Genomic DNA, 19,105 nt, shown 5'->3' on the forward strand with positions numbered 1-19,105 from the left:
AGTGTCGGAGAAATTCGGAAACGTATAACGCCGCAATCACGCGCTTGTCGCGTGCATTGCCTTGTTAAGCATCATCTTCATTTTCATCCCCATCTTCTTCGGCAGCGGCTACCATGCTTAAAAGCTTATATATCTGATCACCCACGACTGGGTCACTCAATAAGCGTTGCAGATTTTTTTCAAGGGACGTCTTATCCTCACAGTACATCTCATCGCGGTCTAGAATTATTGTACAAGGATATCCGTTTCTGTCGATTTTCCATTTAGCCAGTTGCTTATATTCACAATCTTGAATGGTTCGGTTTTTGGCTGCAATTGCCGTATATTTTTCCCTAGGCCTTAAGTTAGCCAGCGAGGCCAAATCAGCGATAGGGCTATTTACATAGAACTCAACACGCGAAATATATATTTTTCCATTAGTTGCCTCATCCATCTGCTGATTAAGCTCTTCAAACACAGAGTCTATCTCAGCTTTGTTGGCTTCAGCTTTCTCTGCTGCGCTCAACCCTTTTTCAAGGAATTTTTTGAAATCAACCATATCAATATACCTTCTCTACCTGACCTGAAACAGGAACGTGATCGAATATACTTTTTCTATTTATGATAGCCTCCACTACACCGGGTACTTGAACAACATGCTCAAAGTCAGTTGTTAGTCGCCAATGCTTTCCTTGTATAAATGCATGCGAAAAAATTATCTGATCGAATGTATGCCACTGAGTAACTTGTCCATTACGATAAAAGTAGCTCCCAGAGCATTCATAATCCCACTGAGTTTGACTTAGGCACTTCCAGAAAGGGTTATAAAATAGCTCATCCCTTTTAGATGCGAGCTTTAAATCTCTTGTCGCCATAACATGCTGACTTAAAGAATCTGCAAATGGATCATCATTATAGTCCCCCAATAAAACTATATATGGAGGCTCTCCATGCTCCTCAATGAGAGCATCAATTGAATCACGCAACCGGATTCCATAAAGATGCCTATTCGGGTCACCTTCTGAACACCATAATCGGCTCGGCCAATGCGACACGAACAAATAGAATGGCGTTAAGCACTCACCTACCAACAAATCTACGCGCTGGGCAATCCTCTTTTTACCTTTACCCTTTTGGCTCTCAATATTAGAAACATTTAACAATGCGACTTTTGAAACATCGTAAATATAGCATGTGTCAAACGAAGAACGTCCAGAACTCGAAACCCCGATCTTGTACTCATACCCCTCAATAGCACAAGCTTCTATTAAGTATTGAGCATCTTCGGTAGATATTTCCCCCAATGCAATAAAGGTTGATCTTTTCACATTGATGAGAAAGCGAATAACATTACAGACAAGCTCTCTGTCTTCAGGAGAAGCTCTTGATTTCGCTGATGGTGCAAGACTTGTATTCCACCATGTAAATATCAAACTGTCATCTTGGTTCAAACGACTTTCCTTATTACTCGCCATTGCTTAACGCTGAAGGTAACGGGCCGCTTTGGAGCAGAGCCAAAGGCGGCGCGGAAAAGCGGTCCCGTTGACCGCTTGGTTAGGGCTTTTTCCGCCCAATCCAGTTGTAAGGCAGATCCAGACGGCCAATCAGATATTCTTCAATTGCTGTTACCTCAAACGCACGATCAGCATCGACGCCAATTGTGTATACGAAAGTAGCATCTTCATAACCCGGATGCTTAGGCTTACCTTCACAATCACCATCCCCCCACTTGAAATATGCTCCCAATCGTACCGTTATGGTACTCCGACACGAAGCCTTGCCGATTCTCAAAATCCTTCTGTCGCTGTTACAGATAACGTATACGCCTGGCAAATTCCCATTTGGGTAGGGATTACAGTATTCAGTTCGAAGATTGTAAGGACCGTTCAACTCGATGGGCGCCATGAACGGTCGTGGATACTTCCTATTGAACTCGTCTATCACTTGTCTTAGTTCATCTATCGAAGCCATTGTTGCCCCTAACGCCAGCAGCACGCGCGGCTTTGTAGTGAAGGCGAAGCCGCAACGAAAAATCCGTCGCGGTGCCTGCGATTGTTAGTTCTACTCCTTGATAAGCTTACCCCAGTCGTCGTCTGTCTCTTCAACAACGATGTTAACTCCGCAAAACACCTCTTCGTCGTTAATGCGAACATAATTGAATAACCGGGACTTAACCTTCCCTGAGAATTTACTGCGTTGGCCTCCGTCAGCAGAATTGTCAATGTGTACGTAGTCTCCAACGTTGGGCAATATTACCTGACCTGACTCGCTAGTGGCTTCAATACCAACTATTTCACCGTCATCCAACGGGCGGGCTGAGCCCTTTGGAAGATACTGATAATCGATCCCATACTTAATCTTCATCGAATTCTCCTAAAATTCATTAAGAACTAACAGGTATTAGACTGCCCATCCTATGATTGGATAAACATGCAGGCACGTTTACCCGACAAATGCAGCCTACAAAATCCACTCTAAGTCATTGATAGGTATTTTTGCTAATTTTTATTAGGCTACATATCCAAAATTCGCGCGCCTCCCTTATTACCCTGCACCTCCGCCTTGGGCGATTATCTGTCTTGCTGAACTCACCCACCCTACCGAATCCAGATTAGCACAGTGTTCTTAAGACGGCTGATTATCTTAGGTTGGGCTTTCAACGCCGACGTTGTTAGGTCAGCGGGAGCTGCTAGGGATAAAAAGGCTCTTAGTAAACGCGATATCCAACCCCATTCTTTGCCCTTGCGTGGAGGCGGACTGAACGGGATATCTGGATACAGATGCGAGAAGAAGTAACATTTACCGCTGGGCGGGTTAGATGCTCAGCGATCTGAACAATCAACTTATTGCAGGTAATAGCCATCACCTGGATGATGGCATAGTTGCACGGAGTGGGTATAACGCGGGGTTGGAGAAAGTGGTGATCGGCTGTTTAACGCCTTTCCCTCCACTTACGCGGATCAATGCGGCCTTCGTACATGGGTAACTCCAGCACTGGGTCATCCTCCCGGAACTGAGACCACATGCGGTTTAGGCCCGCGGTGCCGAAGGTACGCACACGCTCGACCTCATCAATGTTAAGTACATCGGTGAGTATGCCCGGGGTGGCGCCGGGCATACTGGCGCGGATGCGGCCTTCGGGGTCGACGATCAAACTCTGACCTTCTCCCGCAGGCGCGGCTGAATTAGCGCTCACCATATACACCTGGTTGAAAATAGCATTGGCCTGCACAAGGATTTGCTCCTGGGCGCGGTCGCAGGTGGTGGTGGCCACTTGGTTGATGATCACCTCCGCCCCCAGCCACGCTAGCTGACGTACCGTCTCGGGGAACCAGATGTCGTAGCAGATGGCCAGGCCGATCCGGCCTATGCCCGGCACCTCGAACACTTCAAAGCGATCTCCCGGCTGATAGGGCTCATAAGGACGCCAGGGGAAGCACTTACGGTAGGCAGCCACTCGCTCACCTTCAGGCGAATACACCGGCGCGGTGTTGTACAGATGCCCGTCCTCACCTCGTTCGCATACCGTGCCGGGCAGCAGCCATACTCCCAGGTTGCGGGCGATACGTGACAAGTGCTGGTGACGGGGGCCATCGATCGGCTCAGCCGCGGCTTCCAGTTGCTCTTTGCGCTGCTGAGGCGTACCCGTGGCGCCGCATAGATGGAGCTCCGGATAAACCACCATCCTTGGCTGTTCAAAATCGGCACCGAAGTCGCTCAGGTGCACCGCCAGCGCGGCCTCAAAGTCCAGCAGTTCGGAGTCAATGCCGTGCGGCCGCGAGGCTTCCTGCACTACAAGGACAGGCAAATTTCTGGACATAGTGAATCTCCGTTTAAAGGGTCGCTTTTACCGAGGCGGGCTCTGATTCATCAAAGGCCACTTCCGGCGGCTCGCGACGGAAAAAGCGGGTCAGGTAGGCCAGTTGGGCGAGACCGATTGAAAGCCAGATCAGGCCCAGAATAAAGGCGTTGATATCCAGCTTACTCATCAGCCAAAGGTTGACCAGGGCACCGATGAGCGGCACCACCATTCCTCTCAGCACACCATACTGGCGCCTTGCATCGGCGTCTTTGCTGACCAGAAAGATCACTGACAGGTTCACCATCGTAAAGGCGATAAAGGCACCGAAGTTGATAAACGATGCGGCCGATAACACATCAAGGAACAAGGCAATGATGCCAATGGCGCCCGTTAACACGATATTGAACACTGGCGTGTGGAAGCGCGCGTGCAGCGCACCGAACAGCTTAGGCGGCAATACCGCATCCCGCCCCATGGCAAACAGCAACCGAGAGGCACTGGCTTGAGCGGCCAGGCCGGACGTGAACTGGGCAAGCACCATGCCGGCCAGGAAGATAGCGCCGAAAAGATCCGCACCGATGGTCGTGGCAATCTCAAAGGCGGCGGAGTCGGAATTTACGAAACTGCTGCCAGGATGCACCAGCTGGGTGGTGTAGCCCACGAGTACGTAAATACCCCCGCCGATCAGCGCGGTGAGCATAATGGCCTTAGGGATATTGCGCTTCGGGTCGATGGTTTCTTCGGTCAGTGTGGTGACGGCGTCGAAGCCAAGAAAAGAGTAAGCGGCCACCGCGGCGCCCGCAGCAATCGCGGTAAAGCCAGCCTCTTCACCCAAGAACGGCCCCAGGCTAAAAAGCGCATCGCTGCCACCGGTCGCAAATACGTGACGAATAGACAGCAGCACGAAGAAAGCGATCACCAATATCTGGAACACCATCAGCAACGAGTTCACTTTGGACGCGAGCTTGATGCCGTAGATATTCAGGAAGGTGGTGATACCAATGAAGCCGAGCAGGAATATCCAGCTCGGCACGTCAGGAAAGCGCGCATTCAAGTAAGCAGCGCCGATCAACCAGATCACCATGGGCAGGAAGAAATAATCCAGCAGCACGCTCCAACCCACCATAAAGCCGACCCTGGAGTCGATAGCCCTGCGGGCATACGTATAGGCAGAGCCTGATACCGGATAGGTGCGCGCCATAATGCCATAGCTGTAGGCCGTGAATAGCATGGCCGCGGTGGTGATCAGGTAAGCGGTGGGTACGGCGCCATTGCTAGTGCTGGCAATGACCCCGAAGGTGCCCAGCACGATCAATGGCGTCATGTAAGCCAAGCCAAACAGCACCACTGCTTTGAGTGATAGAGTTCTTTCCAGTTTGATATTGTTATCCGTCATGATCCATCTCCAGGAAACGTTGGAACCGACATCGGGCAATTGCCCTCACAGTTGCTGACGTTGTTGCAATGCAGCTAGACTGCGACAAAAGGTAGCCGATCTCCTTAGAACGGTATTGGCAGCCAACTTGAGCGTATATAACCCCAGAGTGGTATGGGCCTGCGGATGTGGAACGGGTGACGCATAGCGAACATGACGAGGAACTGGCCAACGCCATCATGGCGTTAGCGACCCCTGAGCTGCCTCAATATTTCTCCAGCCTGGTGAAATGCCTAGCGGCATTCGATAACTTGATCATCATCGCTTACCACGGTGAACATCGGCCCGCGGTGCTCTATCGAGAGTACACCGACCCTGTCGTCTATCTACCCATGGATAGCCAATATCTGGGGGGAGCTTACTTGTTGGACCCCTTTTACCGCGAGCATCTCAGGGGCAGTGTGCAGGGTATTCGTCGATTGATGGACGTGGCGCCCGATCACTTTAGGCGCACGCATTACTATAAAAATTACTACCAGCAAACCACGCTACTAGACGAAGTGGCGGTTTTCGCTAGCATCACCGAAAGTGTCACACTAACCGCCTGCTTGGGCAGAGACTGCTCCAGCGGCAAGCCTTTCAACAAGCGAGAACTACAGGCTTTGCGGCAGTACGGGATGACCCTCAGCTCGCTGCTGAAAAAACATTGGCAGGATTACCGCTCTGACAATGTGATGAAAGCGGCACCAGCCCCAGTAGAGGAACGCCTGAGAGAGGCGCTGAATCAGCAACACAGCATCCGGCTAAGCCCGCGCCAGGCGGAGGTGGCGCTGTTTATTCTAAGAGGCCACTCATCCCTATCGATCAGCCTACACCTGGGCGTCAGCCTTCAGACAGTTAAGGTCTTCCGCCGCCAACTCTACGCCAAGTGCTGCATCTCCTCCCAGGCGGAGCTCTTCGCGCTGCTTATGCCGCTGTTCGCTCGGCTGACCGAGCACGGATGACACCTGTACCTCGGGGCAACGGTTTGCATTCTAGCGCTTGACCACCGTTTACCGAGAGCAGCTGAGATCGCCCTCTTCACAACTAGCATGCTCGCGCAGTTGTTCAGTGCGTTCCGCTGTCAGCGTTTCCAGACAGCCGTTACGCACCATGGGTTGGGCGCTACCGCCTTCCACAGCGCTACTTTCAAACGCGCACTCAGCATCACGAAAGCCGATCCACGCCCGCTGCGCCGCTCGGAGCTTCTCGAGTGACGCTGAATTGTCCTCCAGACGGCTAACAACGGTTTGGTAAACCGTGTTGAGCTCGTCATCCGCCGCTTGATAGGCCTGCGCCGTACACTGGTTTAGCTCGGTTTGCGTATTGGCGCTAGCGCACGAATCATCCGCGGTAGCAAAGCTACTTGATAGCAAAAACCCGACACTCAGAAAGAGAGACGATAAGCGCATAGTGACACCTCTTGATGCTGGTTAAATCCGAACCGGAAAAAGTTAGCACATGTCCACGAAGCTGTATTTACCCTGTACTAATAAAGCAAAGCGCCGGCATCTCGGCCAGCGCTTTCTAGGTACACATCAAAAGATGTTTTTCGCTTAGGCGGTAACCGCTAGTGCGCAATCATTTCTTCGACAATTTCTTCACCGCTCAACTCGTATGGGTAATAAGTCGGCCAGTTGGTAACTTCTTCTAACAACGCCTCACGGTCATCGCCCCAATAGAGATGGAAGTGATGCGCATCGGTGGGGTAAATACTGTGGTCACTAAATTGGATGTATTGGGGTAGCTCATCGGATGCTTCTTCAAGCGCGTAGATGAACCGCACACCCCGGTTACCGGCTTGGTAATTTAAAATTTCATAGCCATCGTATTGGTATTCACCCGTGCGCTCTTGGCCATTTTCAAAGAAAGTGACGTCGCTTCCATCAATAACGATACGCTCTACATCCGTTTGGTAACCGGTATCGTAATACGCTTTATACTCTTCGGCGGTCTTGTCACCATTGTCTGCTTTATGCGCAAACACTTCGTCAAGGGTGCCATCTTGTAGGTAGAGATAAACGGACTGCCAATCACCCTCCCAGTCAGATAGCGCGCGATCCTCAACCTGGTCGTCATCAAAATAGCCCGAATAGATATCGCTATCGTGGTCGTGGTCGTGGTCGTGGTCGTGGTCGTGGTCGTGGTCGTTATGAGTATGATCGTGCTCATGCTCATGCTCATGCTCATGGCCATGATCGTCGGCGCTAACGCCTTGAATGCCCGTCAGTATCAAAGCACTCAATACAAGCGCGCTGGTGCTCTTAAGTGGCAATGCTGTCATCTCCGATCTCTCCTTTTGTCGATTACAAAATAATGCATTTCCACTTTAAAGATATAATATAACATACCATTAATCAAACACATTCCTACCGATGTCGGGCACTTCAGCAAGAAAGGAGACATTGAAAGAGAAACAATAAAATTAGCAGACACAAACGCATCGGGCCCCGCTTACGCGGGGCCCGATCATCGAATCTAGAAGATTCGAGAGCTTACATAATCGCTAGGATTAAGAAAGCAGCTTGATGTTTGAAGCTTGAAGGCCTTTCTGACCTTGGGTAACGTCAAAAGAGACGTTAGCGCCTTCCGGCAGGGTCTTGAAGCCGTCAGACTGAATTTCAGAGAAATGAGCAAAAACGTCATCACTGCCGTCAGAAGGAGCGATAAAGCCAAAGCCTTTAGAATCGTTGAACCACTTAACTGTGCCAGTTGCCATGATATAAATCCTTTTCGCAAGTCGCGAATTGTAAGAATCCTGGTATTACCCAGATAAATAGTGAGTAGAACAAGGAATACAATTACAGACTACCGAAAGAATTCGAATGTTTCTGGAACCATGCTTGCTTGCTAACTTACTAACTGGGCTCATCCTGCCACGTAGTCAGCAGCAGGTCAAAGCCTTTGTGTTTTTTAATTTGCAGTCCTGGCTCTCATAACCGCTTTTAAACCGCGCAAATTAGCCAAAATAGTCGTAATCTTGCCGATAAGCTAGGCACCCTTAATTCGACCGCCTGGCGCGCTTTGGCTTGCCCGGTGAATCCCGCATTATTCGCGGCCTGGCGAGCACTCTGGAAGAGGTTTGAACATGCTATACGGACTTAGTTTGTTGGCGGGTATTGTGCTACTGACCCTAGGTGGGGAGTCGCTTATTCGCGGCGCGGTGGCGGGCGCGCGAAGGGTCGGGGTTTCGCCACTGCTCACCGGGCTAGTAGTGGTGGGTTTTGGCACCTCGGCCCCTGAACTGGTTGTCTCGATTGATGCTGCGATTAATCAGCAGCCTGATATTGCGGTTGGCAATATTGTGGGTAGTAATATCGGCAATATCTTATTGATTTTGGGCATGTGCGCCGTTATTAGCCCAATGGTGGTTCAACCTTTAGCACTGCGCCGGGATGGCCTGGTGGTGGTACTCGCCAGCCTGCTGTTTATTGGGCTTTCGTTTAACGGCGCTCTAGGACGCGCAGATGCCGGCATTTTCCTAGTGGGGCTGGTTGGCTACCTTATTTGGGCGTATATCAGTGAAAGCCGCCATCACGTTCCCGCAGCGGATATGCACACCGCTGAAGCGGATGAAATGACCAAGCTACCCACCACCGGGTGGATGATTGCCTTGGCGCTGGTGATCGGCCTGGGCATGCTCATTGGCGGTTCGCAACTGCTGCTCTTTGGCGCCATTGGCATAGCGCAGGCTATGGGGATTTCCGAAGCGGTGATCGGCTTAACCATTGTGGCTGTGGGTACCTCGCTGCCTGAAATGGCCGTATCGGTGATTGCGGCCCTACGCCGCCATGCTGATGTGGCGGTGGGTAACATTCTCGGCAGCAATATTTTTAATCTGCTGGGCATTTTGGGCATCTCAGCTTTCTTGCAACCACTGCCGCTGGTCGAGCGGGTCGTCTTATTTGATCAGTGGGTAATGCTAGGTGCCGCCGGTGTACTGGTGCTGTTCCTGTATACCGGCATGCGCTTATCACGCTGGGAGGGCGCCGTATTACTCGCAGGTTATGCGGCTTATATCGCGTTAAGCTTTACGATTTTTTGACATTCGTAGCTCTGGTCGCCCTTGGCGGCTAGCGCGCCGCCTGACATAGAAGCACCGGGGCGATCAGTGTAACGAGCTAGTTAAAAGGCTAACGCAGTGCGTCAGGCACCTCGATACCTGCTTCCTGGTAGTAACGCAGCGCTCCTGGGTGGAGCATCCCGGTCATGTTTGCCAACATATCGGGGGTAATACTGCTCCACCACGGGGCCTCTTCTGCCATTGCATCGAGGCGCTCCCAAAACGTTCTGGTTAGCGTATAGGCAGTTTCGTCGTCCATTGCCGTGGTGGTGTAGGCAATCACAGGGAGCGACGTCGTTTGGACATCGTTGTTAACGCCAGGGTAAGTGCCGCCGGGTATCAATTGGCGTAACGCCCCGGTTTGCTCGACTTGTTCGTCGGTCAGGCTGACCAACGAGATAGGCAGACTGCCAGCCGCCTCGATCACACCGGGCGAGGGGTAGGCACTCGCGGTAACAAAGCCATCAATCTGGCCGTTTTTGAGCGCATCGGGCCCGCTGTTAATAGCCGCATCAGCGATTCGGACGCCCTCGTCCAGGTCAAACAACCCCAGGTAGCGAGTTGCCTCACGAGCACTGAAGGTGCCTCGCCCAATCAATATATGTTTGCCTTCCAGCGCGGAAAAATTAATGTCGCCTTTATCGCCTGCAAGCACAAAGTGCATGGTCATAGGGGGCAACGGAAATAAACCACGAATCTCTTGGAAACGAAGATGCGGGCGCTCGGMAAAATCCCCTTCACCAGCCATGGCCTGCTCAATTAAAGCTGACGGTGAGGTGAACACGTAATTGCCTTGGCGAGCCAATACTTCCATTACGTTTTGTACAGACCCCTGACTCTCTTCCGAGGCGAGAATAATCGCATCATCCGTCCCTTTGCGGACGGCTTCAGAGAGCTCTACTCCCATTAGATAGTAGGAAGTACCCGCCGCGGCTGATTTATAGGTCACGCGGGTTTCAGCCTGGGCGGAGAAAGCGAGACTTGCCAGCGCTAGCGTCGCTGCCGAAACGCCAAGCGCATGGCGTAGGAAGCAAAAGGGGTTGCGCATTGTGTTATTCCTTAACGTAAATCGGCCTTGTTTTATCGTCACCAGCTGTTTTGGCTATTGATCAAGCTGAGAGCATGGCGCTGCTCAACATAGCACGACTGCGCTCAGCCGGGCACGCGACGCCATCGCGCCTTACCCCGCCCTCGCCACATCCGCGGACATATAGTTTAAATCCAAACATTAGCTGTAAAAGATATATGTTCTGAAACTTACTCAACAATGCTATGCGGCGATAGTATAATAATGAACTGTCTATTAACTTTTTTATAGAACTAATACTGGGAAATTTACCATTACCTAAAAGATTAATTTCCTAAAAAAAGATGCTATTACCTTAAGAAGAACTACTTTCGTTCGTTTTAATAAGGTATTGCGGCGCAATATAGGCTGATAAGATAAGTCCGTTTTTACACCACTCCTGACAACTTAACCATGAGGAAGAACGTCACATGCCTACGTTGTGCCAACCCTCTTGCCAGCCACGATTATATCGTCGCTGGCTTTTTTTGTTAGCGGCCTTACTATTAGGCGTAAGCCCCAGTGCTTTTGCCGTAACCGGTGAATTAGATCTAACCACCTCTGCCGTTGGCTTTTTCGCTGTTGCGATTTTCGTCCTGGCCTATGCGCTAGTCATGGCGGAAGAAAAGATCCATATGCGCAAGTCTAAGCCGGTGCTAGTGGCCGCCGGTATCATCTGGAGCCTCATCGGCTGGGTGTATGTCCAAAACGGTATGTCGGACGCGTCTGAGTACGCTTTCCGCGTCACGCTTTTGGAGTTCACCGAGCTGATGCTGTTCTTGCTGGTGGCCATGACCTACATCAACGCCATGGAAGAGCGCCGCGTTTTCGATGCCCTGCGCTCCTGGATGCTGCGCAAGGGCTTCAACTACCGGACGCTGTTTTGGCTGACCGGCGGTCTCGCCTTTGTGCTGTCGCCGATTGCCGACAACCTCACCACGGCCCTGCTGATGTGCGCCGTGGTAACCAAAGTGGCCGAAGGCAACCAGCGCTATATTAACCTGGCTTGTATCAATATTGTGGTGGCCGCCAACGCGGGGGGCGCGTTTAGTCCGTTCGGCGATATTACTACCTTGATGGTGTGGCAAGCGGGTATGGTTGCCTTCCAGGATTTCTTTATTCTGTTCTTCCCTGCCCTGGTCAACTTCCTGATTCCCGCCTGCATCATGAGCCTGTTCATCAAGGATGAAAAACCCGAAAGCGTTTATGAAGATGTGTGGATGAAACGCGGCGCCAGGCGCATTGTGGGGCTGTTTTTATTAACCATTGTGACGGCTGTGTTATGTCACGTAGTGCTTCATCTGCCACCGGTACTGGGCATGATGACCGGCCTCGGCTATTTGCAGTTCTTTGGTTACTACCTGCGTCGCAGCCTGCCCCGCTCTTTAGAGCGTAAGCGTGAGCGCTATAGTCGCCGAGGGGATGAACGCAAACTTCAACAGCTGGGTAGCGTAGTGCCGTTTGATGTATTTAACCGCGTGGCACGCGCCGAGTGGGACACACTGCTGTTCTTCTACGGGGTGGTGATGTGCGTTGGCGGGCTTGGCTTTATGGGCTATTTGGGCTTGCTTTCAGAAGCGCTGTATACCGGTTGGRACGCGACGGCAGCCAACATTACACTGGGTGTGGTCTCGGCGGTTGTCGACAACATTCCAGTGATGTTTGCAGTGCTGACCATGGAGCCCGATATGTCCCATGGCCAATGGCTGCTGATTACTCTAACCGCGGGTGTCGGGGGCAGTTTGCTATCGATTGGCTCCGCGGCCGGTGTGGCCGTGATGGGTCAAGCCAGGGGTTCCTATACGTTTATGGGCCACTTGCGCTGGTCGCCGGTTATTTTACTCGGTTACATTGCCAGCATTTTGGTGCATATGTGGCTTAACGCAGAGAGCTTTGCGCTATTCAGTTAAGCACAGCTCAGTTAAGCACAGCACTTAATATTAGCAGCACGCTTAACCCCCTTTTCACCTGGCTGAAAAGGGGGTTTTTAATAGCTTTCAAACAGGTACTCAATGGGCGTCGGGCGACCCAATAGGTAGCCTTGATAGCGGTAACAGCCGTGGCCCCTTAACCAGTCGAGCTGCTCTTGTTTCTCCACCCCTTCCGCCACCACAGTTAAGCCTAAACTCACTGCCAGCAGAATGGTGGTATCCACAATCGCTGCGTCTGTCTTATCGGTGAGCAATTCGTGAATAAAAGATTGGTCAATTTTTAACTCATCCAACGGTAAGCGCTTCAGATAACTCAGCGATGAGTAACCGGTACCAAAGTCATCCAACGCAAAGCGGATCCCCCTAGCACGCAGCTTCAACATCGTATTGCGCACCCGGACTGGCTCACGCATCAACAGGCTTTCAGTGACTTCTAGCACCAAACGGCTAGGCGGCGCCTGAGTTTCGGCTAGCAGCGCCTCGACATCACGCACGAACTCTGGCTGCTGAAATTGCACGGAACTCACGTTGACGGAAATACTTAATGGCGCGTAGGCCGCTTGATGCGACCATTTGGCTAGCTGCTCGCAGGCTGACCGCAGCACCCAGTAACCGATCGGCACAATCAGCCGAGTATCTTCCGCAAGTGGAATGAACGTCGCGGGGGAGACCCAGCCTCGCAGAGGGTGGTACCAACGCAGTAACGCCTCTACGCCAGTGGTCACGCCCTGATGGTCGACCTGCACTTGGTAATGCAGCGCCAGCTCGTTGCGCTCCAGCGCCTTACGCAAGTCAGCCTCTAAACTGGCCCTTTCCAGCACGCTGGTTTGCATATCCGTATTAAAAAAGCACAGCGTGTTGCCGCCCKTGCTTTTCGCCTGCTGCAACGCCATATCAGCCTGTTGCAGCACGCTATCCATACTGTGCTCGCCTCCTCCGATAAACAGCGCAATGCCAATACTGGCACTGATTGGTAACGAGTGGCTGGTTCTTAACTGTGCAATGGTTTCCAGTAGTTGGCGCGCCACACGCTCGGCTTTTAGTGCAGCGTTCGTCTGTTGCTCGCCCAGATCATTGATCAGCACAACAAACTCATCGCTACTAAAACGGGCTAGCGTTACCTCTGGCTCAAGCCGCTGACGTAGCTGTTCAGCCACGCTAATCAATAGCTGATCGCCACTCTCGTGGCCCTGGATATCGTTCACTAAACGGAAATTATCCAGGTCGATTACCATTACCGCGCTATAGGACGCAGCCCACTCATCATGCTCAATCGCGGCCGTTAAGGCGTCCATCAGCTGCCGCCGGTTGGGCAGCCCGGTTAGCGAGTCGTAGAAGGCCAGGTAGTGGGTGTGCGACTGCATTTCGAGGTAGTCAGTGAGTTCGGTCGAAATACCGCACAGGGAAGGAGGAGCGCCGGGTGACATGGCAAGCGGCATTTTAATCGATAAGAACGTTCTTACCCGGCTTTCGCCCTGCAAGATATTGCTCTCTTCTACCGTCACTTTTTTTCCTGAATCCAAGACATTGCGATCAACCTGCTTGATTTCAGCAGCGCTTCCGGGATCAAAAAAGGCCTCGTCGCGCTTACCGATAATTTTGTCGGCAGGCAGACCAAATAGATCGCTAATACGACGGTTAACGTATTGATACTCCAGGGACGGCGACTTGATATAAATAAACGCATCAACGCTATCCAGAATCGTCGTCAGCATCTCTTGATTGGACTGGAGTAGCGCCCGGTTATGCCGCATACGCCGCTTGAGCAACAGATTGCCCAGCAGCGCCAAAAGAAGAAAAACGAGCAGCAAGGCGATACCCCAACGCCCCAGGTAGCCATCAATACTGCGTATCAGCTCCGCCGGAAGCGCTGCAGACGAGGCAAAATAGTCCATAGCGGCTGGTCACTGACCCGGCATGGTAAGGGGGCCTGCCCGCTCTACCACTCGCTGCCAAGCGGCGTCTTGCTCAATGCGTGACACAAACGCCGCTATGGCAGGATAGCTTTCCAGCGACTGGATGGCGGCCACCGCCTGAAGCGGGAAACTCATTTGCATATCGGCGCCGCTGGGCCACGGCCCACCAAAGTTGCCCTCCGCCAACAAGTGTTGGTTAATAAAGTTGAGGTGCCGTTTAATCTGCGGTGTCAGGAAGCGCTTGCTGACTGTATCGCTAATCCCTTTCGCCAGCGGCTTAATCAGCCAGGGGGACTGTTTTGGAATTTGGCTGAACACAAGCTGCATCACCAGCAACGGCATGAATGAGCCTTCGGCATAGTGCAACCAGTAGCGGTAATCCACCCAAGCACGCATATCATCCGACGAAGGCTGGCAGCGGCCCTGCCCATAGCGCTGCACAAGGTAATCAATGATCGCTCCTGACTCAGCCACAGTGAGATCGCCATCGGTAATCACCGGAGACTTACCCAACGGATGGATTTTTTTCAGTGCGTCGGGCGCTTGTTGTGTTTTGCCATCGCGTTGGTAAACCACCAATTCGTAGTCCAGTTCAAGGGCTTCAAGTAGCCACAGGATGCGATGCGAACGAGACTTTTCCAGATGGTGAACGTGGATCATAAACTCTCCATGGGGCTGAGTTGCGCACCAGCTTGCACTGGCGACACTTATCCTTTGTTTACAGGCACATTTAGCTTAGTACCATAAAGCCCATCATCATAGGCGCAATAAACGCAGGTGAGTATCAACGCAACGTCGAACCCCATGGAAGCGCGAACGCAATCAGTGGTTATTAAGAACTGTGTATTAAAGACAGTGCATTAAGACCGGAGCATTAAGACCGCTGCGCGTGGCGCCAACGCGCCAGCAAATCCAACGGAGACCACTTACCTTGCAACCAGGGCGCCAGTAAACGCATAGAGAGCGGAATAAACACAAACACCATCACCGGGGTCAACATCAGCGTGCTCACCACTACCCGCGGCACCAGCGTCCAATCGGCCAGTACGCCACCAAATACCAGTTGAAAAATCAGCGAGATAGGAAAGAAAGCCAGCCACACGGCCACGGCCTGCTTCCAGCGCGGCGGGGCGCTGCTGCCGGTTTGAAACCACGCATCCAGCCCGGTGGCCCGGTGCTCATGGGGCGCTTCATACAAGCCCTTACCGCGCGCCAACCACGCATGGCGTGAGGCTGAGTGTTCCCAGGCGGCTAAGGTTTCACTGCTGCTAAAACGGAATATAATCTGGTATTCATCGTCGTCAGCCGGTGGCGCCAATACGCCGGAGCCGAGGTAGCCAGTAAAATCGGCCGCCAGCTCGCGCCCTTCGTTCAGCCAACGATTAAAATCAGCGTAGCGGCCGTGCTCAACGCGACGAGCCACCATCAATGTGACAGGTGAGGCAGACATGGTATATCTCCTAATGTGTCCACAGCCAGCGCCGGGTAGGCAGGCCGTTTGCTTTCAAGGGGGTAACCCTGAAAGCCGAATGGTCACATTATACAAGCAATGTTGATGCCATGCTGTGAATGTTGCGCTATAGCCGATAACGCGGCGAGGTTTCACGCCCAGGAATAGGATGGGGACGCTCCCCACGTTGGAAAGCGCATACGTGTATATAGATTTCCACCGCGCTACGAATGGCATCGGCCTCTTGGGGGTCGGGTTCTACTMCCGGGCCGGTATACTCGCCTTCGCTGCGTAGCACGGCATCTACCTCGGCCCGGTAACGGCCCAGCAGGTGCTCAAGGTTCATCCGTATACGATGAATTTCCAGCCCAAACGCCTGGCGCTGATCGGTGCGTTTAAGGATATCCAACGGGTTCGAAGCAGCTTCGATCAAATTTTCTAGCGTCGCAAAAACTAACTTTTCAGCGCTGTTTAAATTGGGAATAATGGAATAAATGAGGTCATGTAAGGTGACCGGTGTTCCAAGGCGGTGCATAGGCAATTCAACGTCCGGTTAAGGGATTAATGCTAATAAATCGGCCCTGCTCAGAAAAACTTAATCGATAAATACCGCGTACCCCATCACGCCCCACCACCCGGCGAATCGCCTCAGCGGGAAATACCACCCAACGGCCATCCACGCTGCGGGTACGTACGTTGGCAATACGCCCTTCGTAATGGGCTAGGCACTCGTCGTAGTTCAGATTAATGAATACATCAATGGTTTGCATAGGGTCTGCATCGTGCAAACTTGCACTCTCGGCATTGCTCGCTAATACTTCATGGTATCCCAACTCGTACTTAGTCGGTAATCTCCTATGGCCGTTTCTTCCGTTAGCAACGTTTCCCTCTCTGCCTGGGCGTATCCTGTAGCAAACGCTACATCACCGCGCGTTGAGCAAGCCGCAAAGGGCCGTGCACTTGAAGAAGACACGGCATCTAGCGACGATACCGATGCGACAAGCACTAGCGAAGAGAGCAGCAGCGACGCCGCTGGCCCCAAACGGGCTGACGGTACGCCCATGGCGCCGGAAGAGATTCAGCTACTAGATCAGCTTAAACAGACGGATCGCGAAGTTCGCCAGCACGAGATGGCCCACCAAACAGTGGGTGGCGCCTATGCAGGCGGCGCCAGCTACGAGTATGAAGTCGGCCCAGATGGCAAGCGCTACGCGGTGGCGGGAGAAGTACCGATCGACTACGGCCCGGTGCCCAATGATCCCCAAGCGACTATCGAAAAAATGCAGACCGTGATCGCCGCGGCCATGGCACCTGCCGACCCTTCCCCTACCGATTATCAAGTGGCTGCCCAGGCGCGTCAGTATCTATTGGAAGCCAAACTCGAAGCGTCCATGCAACGTAGTGAGATGGAGCAAGCCCGCAGCGACGGCGCCGCGGCGACATCATCCACTGCTACGCCCTCCGCAGATGAATCAGCCGCTGATGAGCTAGCCGCTTAGTTATCCGATACTGCGAGAGCGTTCCACTCTTCACGCCTAGGCCAATTCGCCAACCAGGCAGGTAGCGCCTCGGCGGGCATTGGCCGAGCAATACCATAGCCTTGGGCTAAGTCGCAGCCCAAGGCCATCAAGGCTTTAGCATGCGCTAAGGTTTCTACACCTTCCGCCAGCATCGGTCGCTTAAAGCGATTCGCCATGTAAATAACGCTCTCTACAATCGCCATATCGTCCTGATCGCTGAGCATATCGCGGACAAAGCTTTGGTCAATTTTGATCAAGCTGACCGGTAACTGCCGCAGGTGGGTTAACGACGAAAACCCGGTACCGAAATCATCAATAGCAAAACTCACACCCAGCGACTGGCAGCGCGACATATTTTGCAGTGCGGCCTGGATGTCGTGCATCGCGGCACTCTCCAGCACTTCGAGCTTGAGCATGGCGGGCGGCACATCGGGGTGACGTGCCAGCAGCTCGCTTAAACGTTGACTAAAATTACCCACGAGCAAATGCGTAGGACTTATATTCACATTGATCGGCAGCGCAATGCCTTGAGCCTGCCATTTAGTCAACTGACGCAGCGCCTGCTCAATAACCCACTCGCCTAGATCCACTTCTAACGGCGTGGTATCGATAATGGGTAAAAACTTCGCCGGCGCAAGCAAACCCTCTTCAGGGTGCTGCCAACGAATTAGCGCCTCTAGGCCGACCACCTGGCCGCTGCGCATATCGACCTGGGGCTGATAATAGAGGCACATTTCATGGTTATTGAGCGCATCAATAAAACGCTGCCTCTGCTCATGGCGCACCTGCAGCAAGCGGTCATGGTTAGGGTCAAACAAGTGGAAGGTATCGCGGCCACGCTGCTTAGCACGGTACATAGCCTGATTGGCATGGCGTAACAGCACATCGCCCTGAACATGGTCACTCGGGTAGACCGTCACCCCCAGGCTTGCCGTTAGGTGAATGCTCTGCCCGTCGATCATCAGCGGTTGGCGAATGGAGGATAACAACTTCTCAAAAAAATCGTCGTCGACACCATGGTGGAGTAACAGCACAAACTCGTCGCCCCCCACCCGCGCCAGCACATCATCCCCGAACAACAGATGGCTAATCCGCTGCGAAAAAGACGACAGCAGCGCATCGCCCACGGTGGAGCCCAGGCGGTCATTAATGTTTTTGAAGAAATCGATATCCAGCGAGCACACCGCCAAGGGTAGCTCCTTCGCATCGGCATGCTGCATGGACTCTTGAATCAATTGCGTCAGCAGTTGCAGGTTGGGTAGCCCGGTTAGGGCATCGAAATAGACTTCTCGGTTCAGGTGGCGGGCATGAGCCGGAATGGCCGAAAGGTCCGCGAGGACAATCACGTGGTGATCGACCTCGCCGTGCTCGTTGCGCACGCGATTAATCGACATCATCCCCGGATAAAACTGGCCATCGTGGCTACGGTAGCTCACCTGGCTTTTACTACGGTCACGCAACTGCAGTTCTTCACGCATCAATCGCGTGGTGCGGCTATCATCCAGCGGTAAAATGCTGAACGCTTCTGGTGTTTTGCCCTGTACATCCCCCTGGGCAAACCCCGTTAATTCACAAAAAGCGGGATTCACCTCCACCACCCGATTTTCCGCATCGGTAATAATGATCGCTTCATTGGCGTAACAAAATACCGATTCAGCGGGAGACACTGTTTGGCCGACGGATGTTGTTGGCATCACGTTCGAACGGGGCAGTGAAGGTGTTGGCTGGGAGTGCTGTTGAGACAAAGACTGTTCCTTCGATACCTTCAAGGATTGATACATACGTCTTTGCTCTCCTCGTCGTTTTTATAGAGCCGTCGCTATATAGGTTCGTTGTTATATAGAGCCGTTATTAGGTAAATAGAGTCGTTATTATGAAGACAGTAGTGTTGCTAGGCATAATAACACCCTATGGCGGCGAAGGTACTTTGCACTACAAAGTACCTTATCGGCTGACGAGGTAAT

Annotated in this window: 19 protein-coding genes; 4 read left to right on the plus strand and 15 right to left on the minus strand. The window is 52.5% G+C overall.

The features are described from left to right. Positions 1 to 64: 64 nt before the first annotated feature. From HALO_RS21140 to HALO_RS21165, 5 genes are all read right to left on the minus strand, one after another. Positions 65 to 538, minus strand: coding sequence for a hypothetical protein (locus HALO_RS21140; protein WP_035582888.1), 474 nt, complete (start codon positions 536 to 538; stop codon positions 65 to 67). Between the two features lies 1 nt (position 539). Then, a complete protein-coding gene (locus HALO_RS21145) occupies positions 540 to 1,430 on the minus strand; it encodes an endonuclease/exonuclease/phosphatase family protein (protein ID WP_050713986.1) in 891 nt (296 codons plus the stop codon). 610 nt (positions 1,431 to 2,040) lie between these two features. Then, positions 2,041 to 2,343, minus strand: a complete 303-nt coding sequence (locus tag HALO_RS21155; protein WP_035582876.1) for a hypothetical protein — start codon at positions 2,341 to 2,343, stop codon at positions 2,041 to 2,043. A 568-nt stretch (positions 2,344 to 2,911) separates the two neighbouring features. After that, complete coding sequence (locus HALO_RS21160) at positions 2,912 to 3,799, minus strand: carbon-nitrogen hydrolase family protein (protein WP_172821693.1); 888 nt, start codon at positions 3,797 to 3,799, stop codon at positions 2,912 to 2,914. A gap of 13 nt (positions 3,800 to 3,812) precedes the next feature. Further along, complete coding sequence (locus HALO_RS21165) at positions 3,813 to 5,177, minus strand: APC family permease (protein WP_035582875.1); 1,365 nt, start codon at positions 5,175 to 5,177, stop codon at positions 3,813 to 3,815. A gap of 167 nt (positions 5,178 to 5,344) precedes the next feature. Between HALO_RS21165 and HALO_RS21170 the strand changes: the two genes are divergently transcribed. Next, positions 5,345 to 6,160, plus strand: a complete 816-nt coding sequence (locus HALO_RS21170; protein ID WP_035582874.1) for a helix-turn-helix transcriptional regulator — start codon at positions 5,345 to 5,347, stop codon at positions 6,158 to 6,160. A gap of 48 nt (positions 6,161 to 6,208) precedes the next feature. Here HALO_RS21170 and HALO_RS21175 read toward each other — a convergent pair whose 3' ends face one another. From HALO_RS21175 to HALO_RS21185, 3 genes are all read right to left on the minus strand, one after another. Next, positions 6,209 to 6,607: a lysozyme inhibitor LprI family protein gene (locus tag HALO_RS21175; RefSeq protein ID WP_035582873.1), complete on the minus strand. Its 399-nt coding sequence runs from the start codon at positions 6,605 to 6,607 to the stop codon at positions 6,209 to 6,211. Between the two features lie 158 nt (positions 6,608 to 6,765). Continuing rightward, complete coding sequence (locus HALO_RS21180) at positions 6,766 to 7,479, minus strand: metal-binding protein ZinT (RefSeq protein WP_035582867.1); 714 nt, start codon at positions 7,477 to 7,479, stop codon at positions 6,766 to 6,768. A 228-nt stretch (positions 7,480 to 7,707) separates the two neighbouring features. Beyond that, positions 7,708 to 7,914, minus strand: coding sequence for a cold-shock protein (locus tag HALO_RS21185; RefSeq protein ID WP_007111857.1), 207 nt, complete (start codon positions 7,912 to 7,914; stop codon positions 7,708 to 7,710). Between the two features lie 369 nt (positions 7,915 to 8,283). Here HALO_RS21185 and HALO_RS21190 point away from each other — a divergent pair, with 369 nt between their 5' ends. Next, positions 8,284 to 9,240, plus strand: coding sequence for a calcium/sodium antiporter (locus tag HALO_RS21190; RefSeq protein ID WP_035582866.1), 957 nt, complete (start codon positions 8,284 to 8,286; stop codon positions 9,238 to 9,240). 88 nt (positions 9,241 to 9,328) lie between these two features. On the opposite strand, the gene HALO_RS21195 is transcribed toward HALO_RS21190, so the two are convergent. Then, a complete protein-coding gene (locus HALO_RS21195; protein ID WP_050713987.1) occupies positions 9,329 to 10,306 on the minus strand; it encodes a TAXI family TRAP transporter solute-binding subunit in 978 nt (325 codons plus the stop codon). A 449-nt stretch (positions 10,307 to 10,755) separates the two neighbouring features. On the opposite strand from HALO_RS21195, the gene nhaD reads away from it, so the two are divergent. Continuing rightward, positions 10,756 to 12,234, plus strand: coding sequence for a sodium:proton antiporter NhaD (gene nhaD, locus HALO_RS21200; protein ID WP_050713988.1), 1,479 nt, complete (start codon positions 10,756 to 10,758; stop codon positions 12,232 to 12,234). Positions 12,235 to 12,311: 77 nt separating this feature from the next. On the opposite strand, the gene HALO_RS21205 is transcribed toward nhaD, so the two are convergent. From HALO_RS21205 to HALO_RS21225, 5 genes are all read right to left on the minus strand, one after another. Beyond that, positions 12,312 to 14,150: a putative bifunctional diguanylate cyclase/phosphodiesterase gene (locus tag HALO_RS21205; RefSeq protein ID WP_050713989.1), complete on the minus strand. Its 1,839-nt coding sequence runs from the start codon at positions 14,148 to 14,150 to the stop codon at positions 12,312 to 12,314. A gap of 9 nt (positions 14,151 to 14,159) precedes the next feature. Continuing rightward, positions 14,160 to 14,831, minus strand: a complete 672-nt coding sequence (locus HALO_RS21210) for a glutathione S-transferase family protein (protein WP_035582862.1) — start codon at positions 14,829 to 14,831, stop codon at positions 14,160 to 14,162. A 214-nt stretch (positions 14,832 to 15,045) separates the two neighbouring features. Next, on the minus strand, positions 15,046 to 15,621 hold the full coding sequence (locus HALO_RS21215) for an antibiotic biosynthesis monooxygenase (protein ID WP_035582861.1): 576 nt from the start codon (positions 15,619 to 15,621) through the stop codon (positions 15,046 to 15,048). A 127-nt stretch (positions 15,622 to 15,748) separates the two neighbouring features. Beyond that, positions 15,749 to 16,156, minus strand: coding sequence for a hypothetical protein (locus HALO_RS21220; protein ID WP_050713990.1), 408 nt, complete (start codon positions 16,154 to 16,156; stop codon positions 15,749 to 15,751). A 7-nt stretch (positions 16,157 to 16,163) separates the two neighbouring features. Beyond that, complete coding sequence (locus HALO_RS21225) at positions 16,164 to 16,391, minus strand: DUF2835 family protein (protein ID WP_035582856.1); 228 nt, start codon at positions 16,389 to 16,391, stop codon at positions 16,164 to 16,166. 87 nt (positions 16,392 to 16,478) lie between these two features. On the opposite strand from HALO_RS21225, the gene HALO_RS21230 reads away from it, so the two are divergent. Continuing rightward, positions 16,479 to 17,120 carry a putative metalloprotease CJM1_0395 family protein gene (locus HALO_RS21230; protein ID WP_035582854.1) on the plus strand — a complete coding sequence of 214 codons (642 nt, stop codon included), beginning with the start codon at positions 16,479 to 16,481 and terminating at the stop codon, positions 17,118 to 17,120. On the opposite strand, the gene HALO_RS21235 is transcribed toward HALO_RS21230, so the two are convergent. Continuing rightward, positions 17,117 to 18,922 (minus strand): putative bifunctional diguanylate cyclase/phosphodiesterase, encoded by a 1,806-nt coding sequence (locus HALO_RS21235; RefSeq protein ID WP_081899127.1) that lies wholly within the window; start codon positions 18,920 to 18,922, stop codon positions 17,117 to 17,119. The genes HALO_RS21230 and HALO_RS21235 overlap by 4 nt on opposite strands. Positions 18,923 to 19,105: the final 183 nt, after the last annotated feature.

The sequence above is a fragment of the Halomonas sp. R57-5 genome, assembly GCF_900070345.1.
GTDB lineage: Bacteria > Pseudomonadota > Gammaproteobacteria > Pseudomonadales > Halomonadaceae > Vreelandella > Vreelandella ventosae_B.

What these genes read in the sequence shown, in the direction of transcription:
- HALO_RS21140 (WP_035582888.1), bottom strand. Translation starts at nt 538, where the DNA reads ATGGTTGATTTCAAAAAATTCCTTGAAAAAGGGTTGAGCGCAGCAGAG.
- HALO_RS21155 (WP_035582876.1), bottom strand. Translation starts at nt 2,343, where the DNA reads ATGAAGATTAAGTATGGGATCGATTATCAGTATCTTCCAAAGGGCTCA.
- HALO_RS21160 (WP_172821693.1), bottom strand. Translation starts at nt 3,799, where the DNA reads ATGTCCAGAAATTTGCCTGTCCTTGTAGTGCAGGAAGCCTCGCGGCCG.
- HALO_RS21165 (WP_035582875.1), bottom strand. Translation starts at nt 5,177, where the DNA reads ATGACGGATAACAATATCAAACTGGAAAGAACTCTATCACTCAAAGCA.
- HALO_RS21175 (WP_035582873.1), bottom strand. Translation starts at nt 6,607, where the DNA reads ATGCGCTTATCGTCTCTCTTTCTGAGTGTCGGGTTTTTGCTATCAAGT.
- HALO_RS21180 (WP_035582867.1), bottom strand. Translation starts at nt 7,479, where the DNA reads ATGACAGCATTGCCACTTAAGAGCACCAGCGCGCTTGTATTGAGTGCT.
- HALO_RS21185 (WP_007111857.1), bottom strand. Translation starts at nt 7,914, where the DNA reads ATGGCAACTGGCACAGTTAAGTGGTTCAACGATTCTAAAGGCTTTGGC.
- HALO_RS21190 (WP_035582866.1), top strand. Translation starts at nt 8,284, where the DNA reads ATGCTATACGGACTTAGTTTGTTGGCGGGTATTGTGCTACTGACCCTA.
- HALO_RS21210 (WP_035582862.1), bottom strand. Translation starts at nt 14,831, where the DNA reads ATGATCCACGTTCACCATCTGGAAAAGTCTCGTTCGCATCGCATCCTG.
- HALO_RS21215 (WP_035582861.1), bottom strand. Translation starts at nt 15,621, where the DNA reads ATGTCTGCCTCACCTGTCACATTGATGGTGGCTCGTCGCGTTGAGCAC.
- HALO_RS21225 (WP_035582856.1), bottom strand. Translation starts at nt 16,391, where the DNA reads ATGCAAACCATTGATGTATTCATTAATCTGAACTACGACGAGTGCCTA.
- HALO_RS21230 (WP_035582854.1), top strand. Translation starts at nt 16,479, where the DNA reads ATGGCCGTTTCTTCCGTTAGCAACGTTTCCCTCTCTGCCTGGGCGTAT.
- HALO_RS21235 (WP_081899127.1), bottom strand. Translation starts at nt 18,922, where the DNA reads ATGTATCAATCCTTGAAGGTATCGAAGGAACAGTCTTTGTCTCAACAG.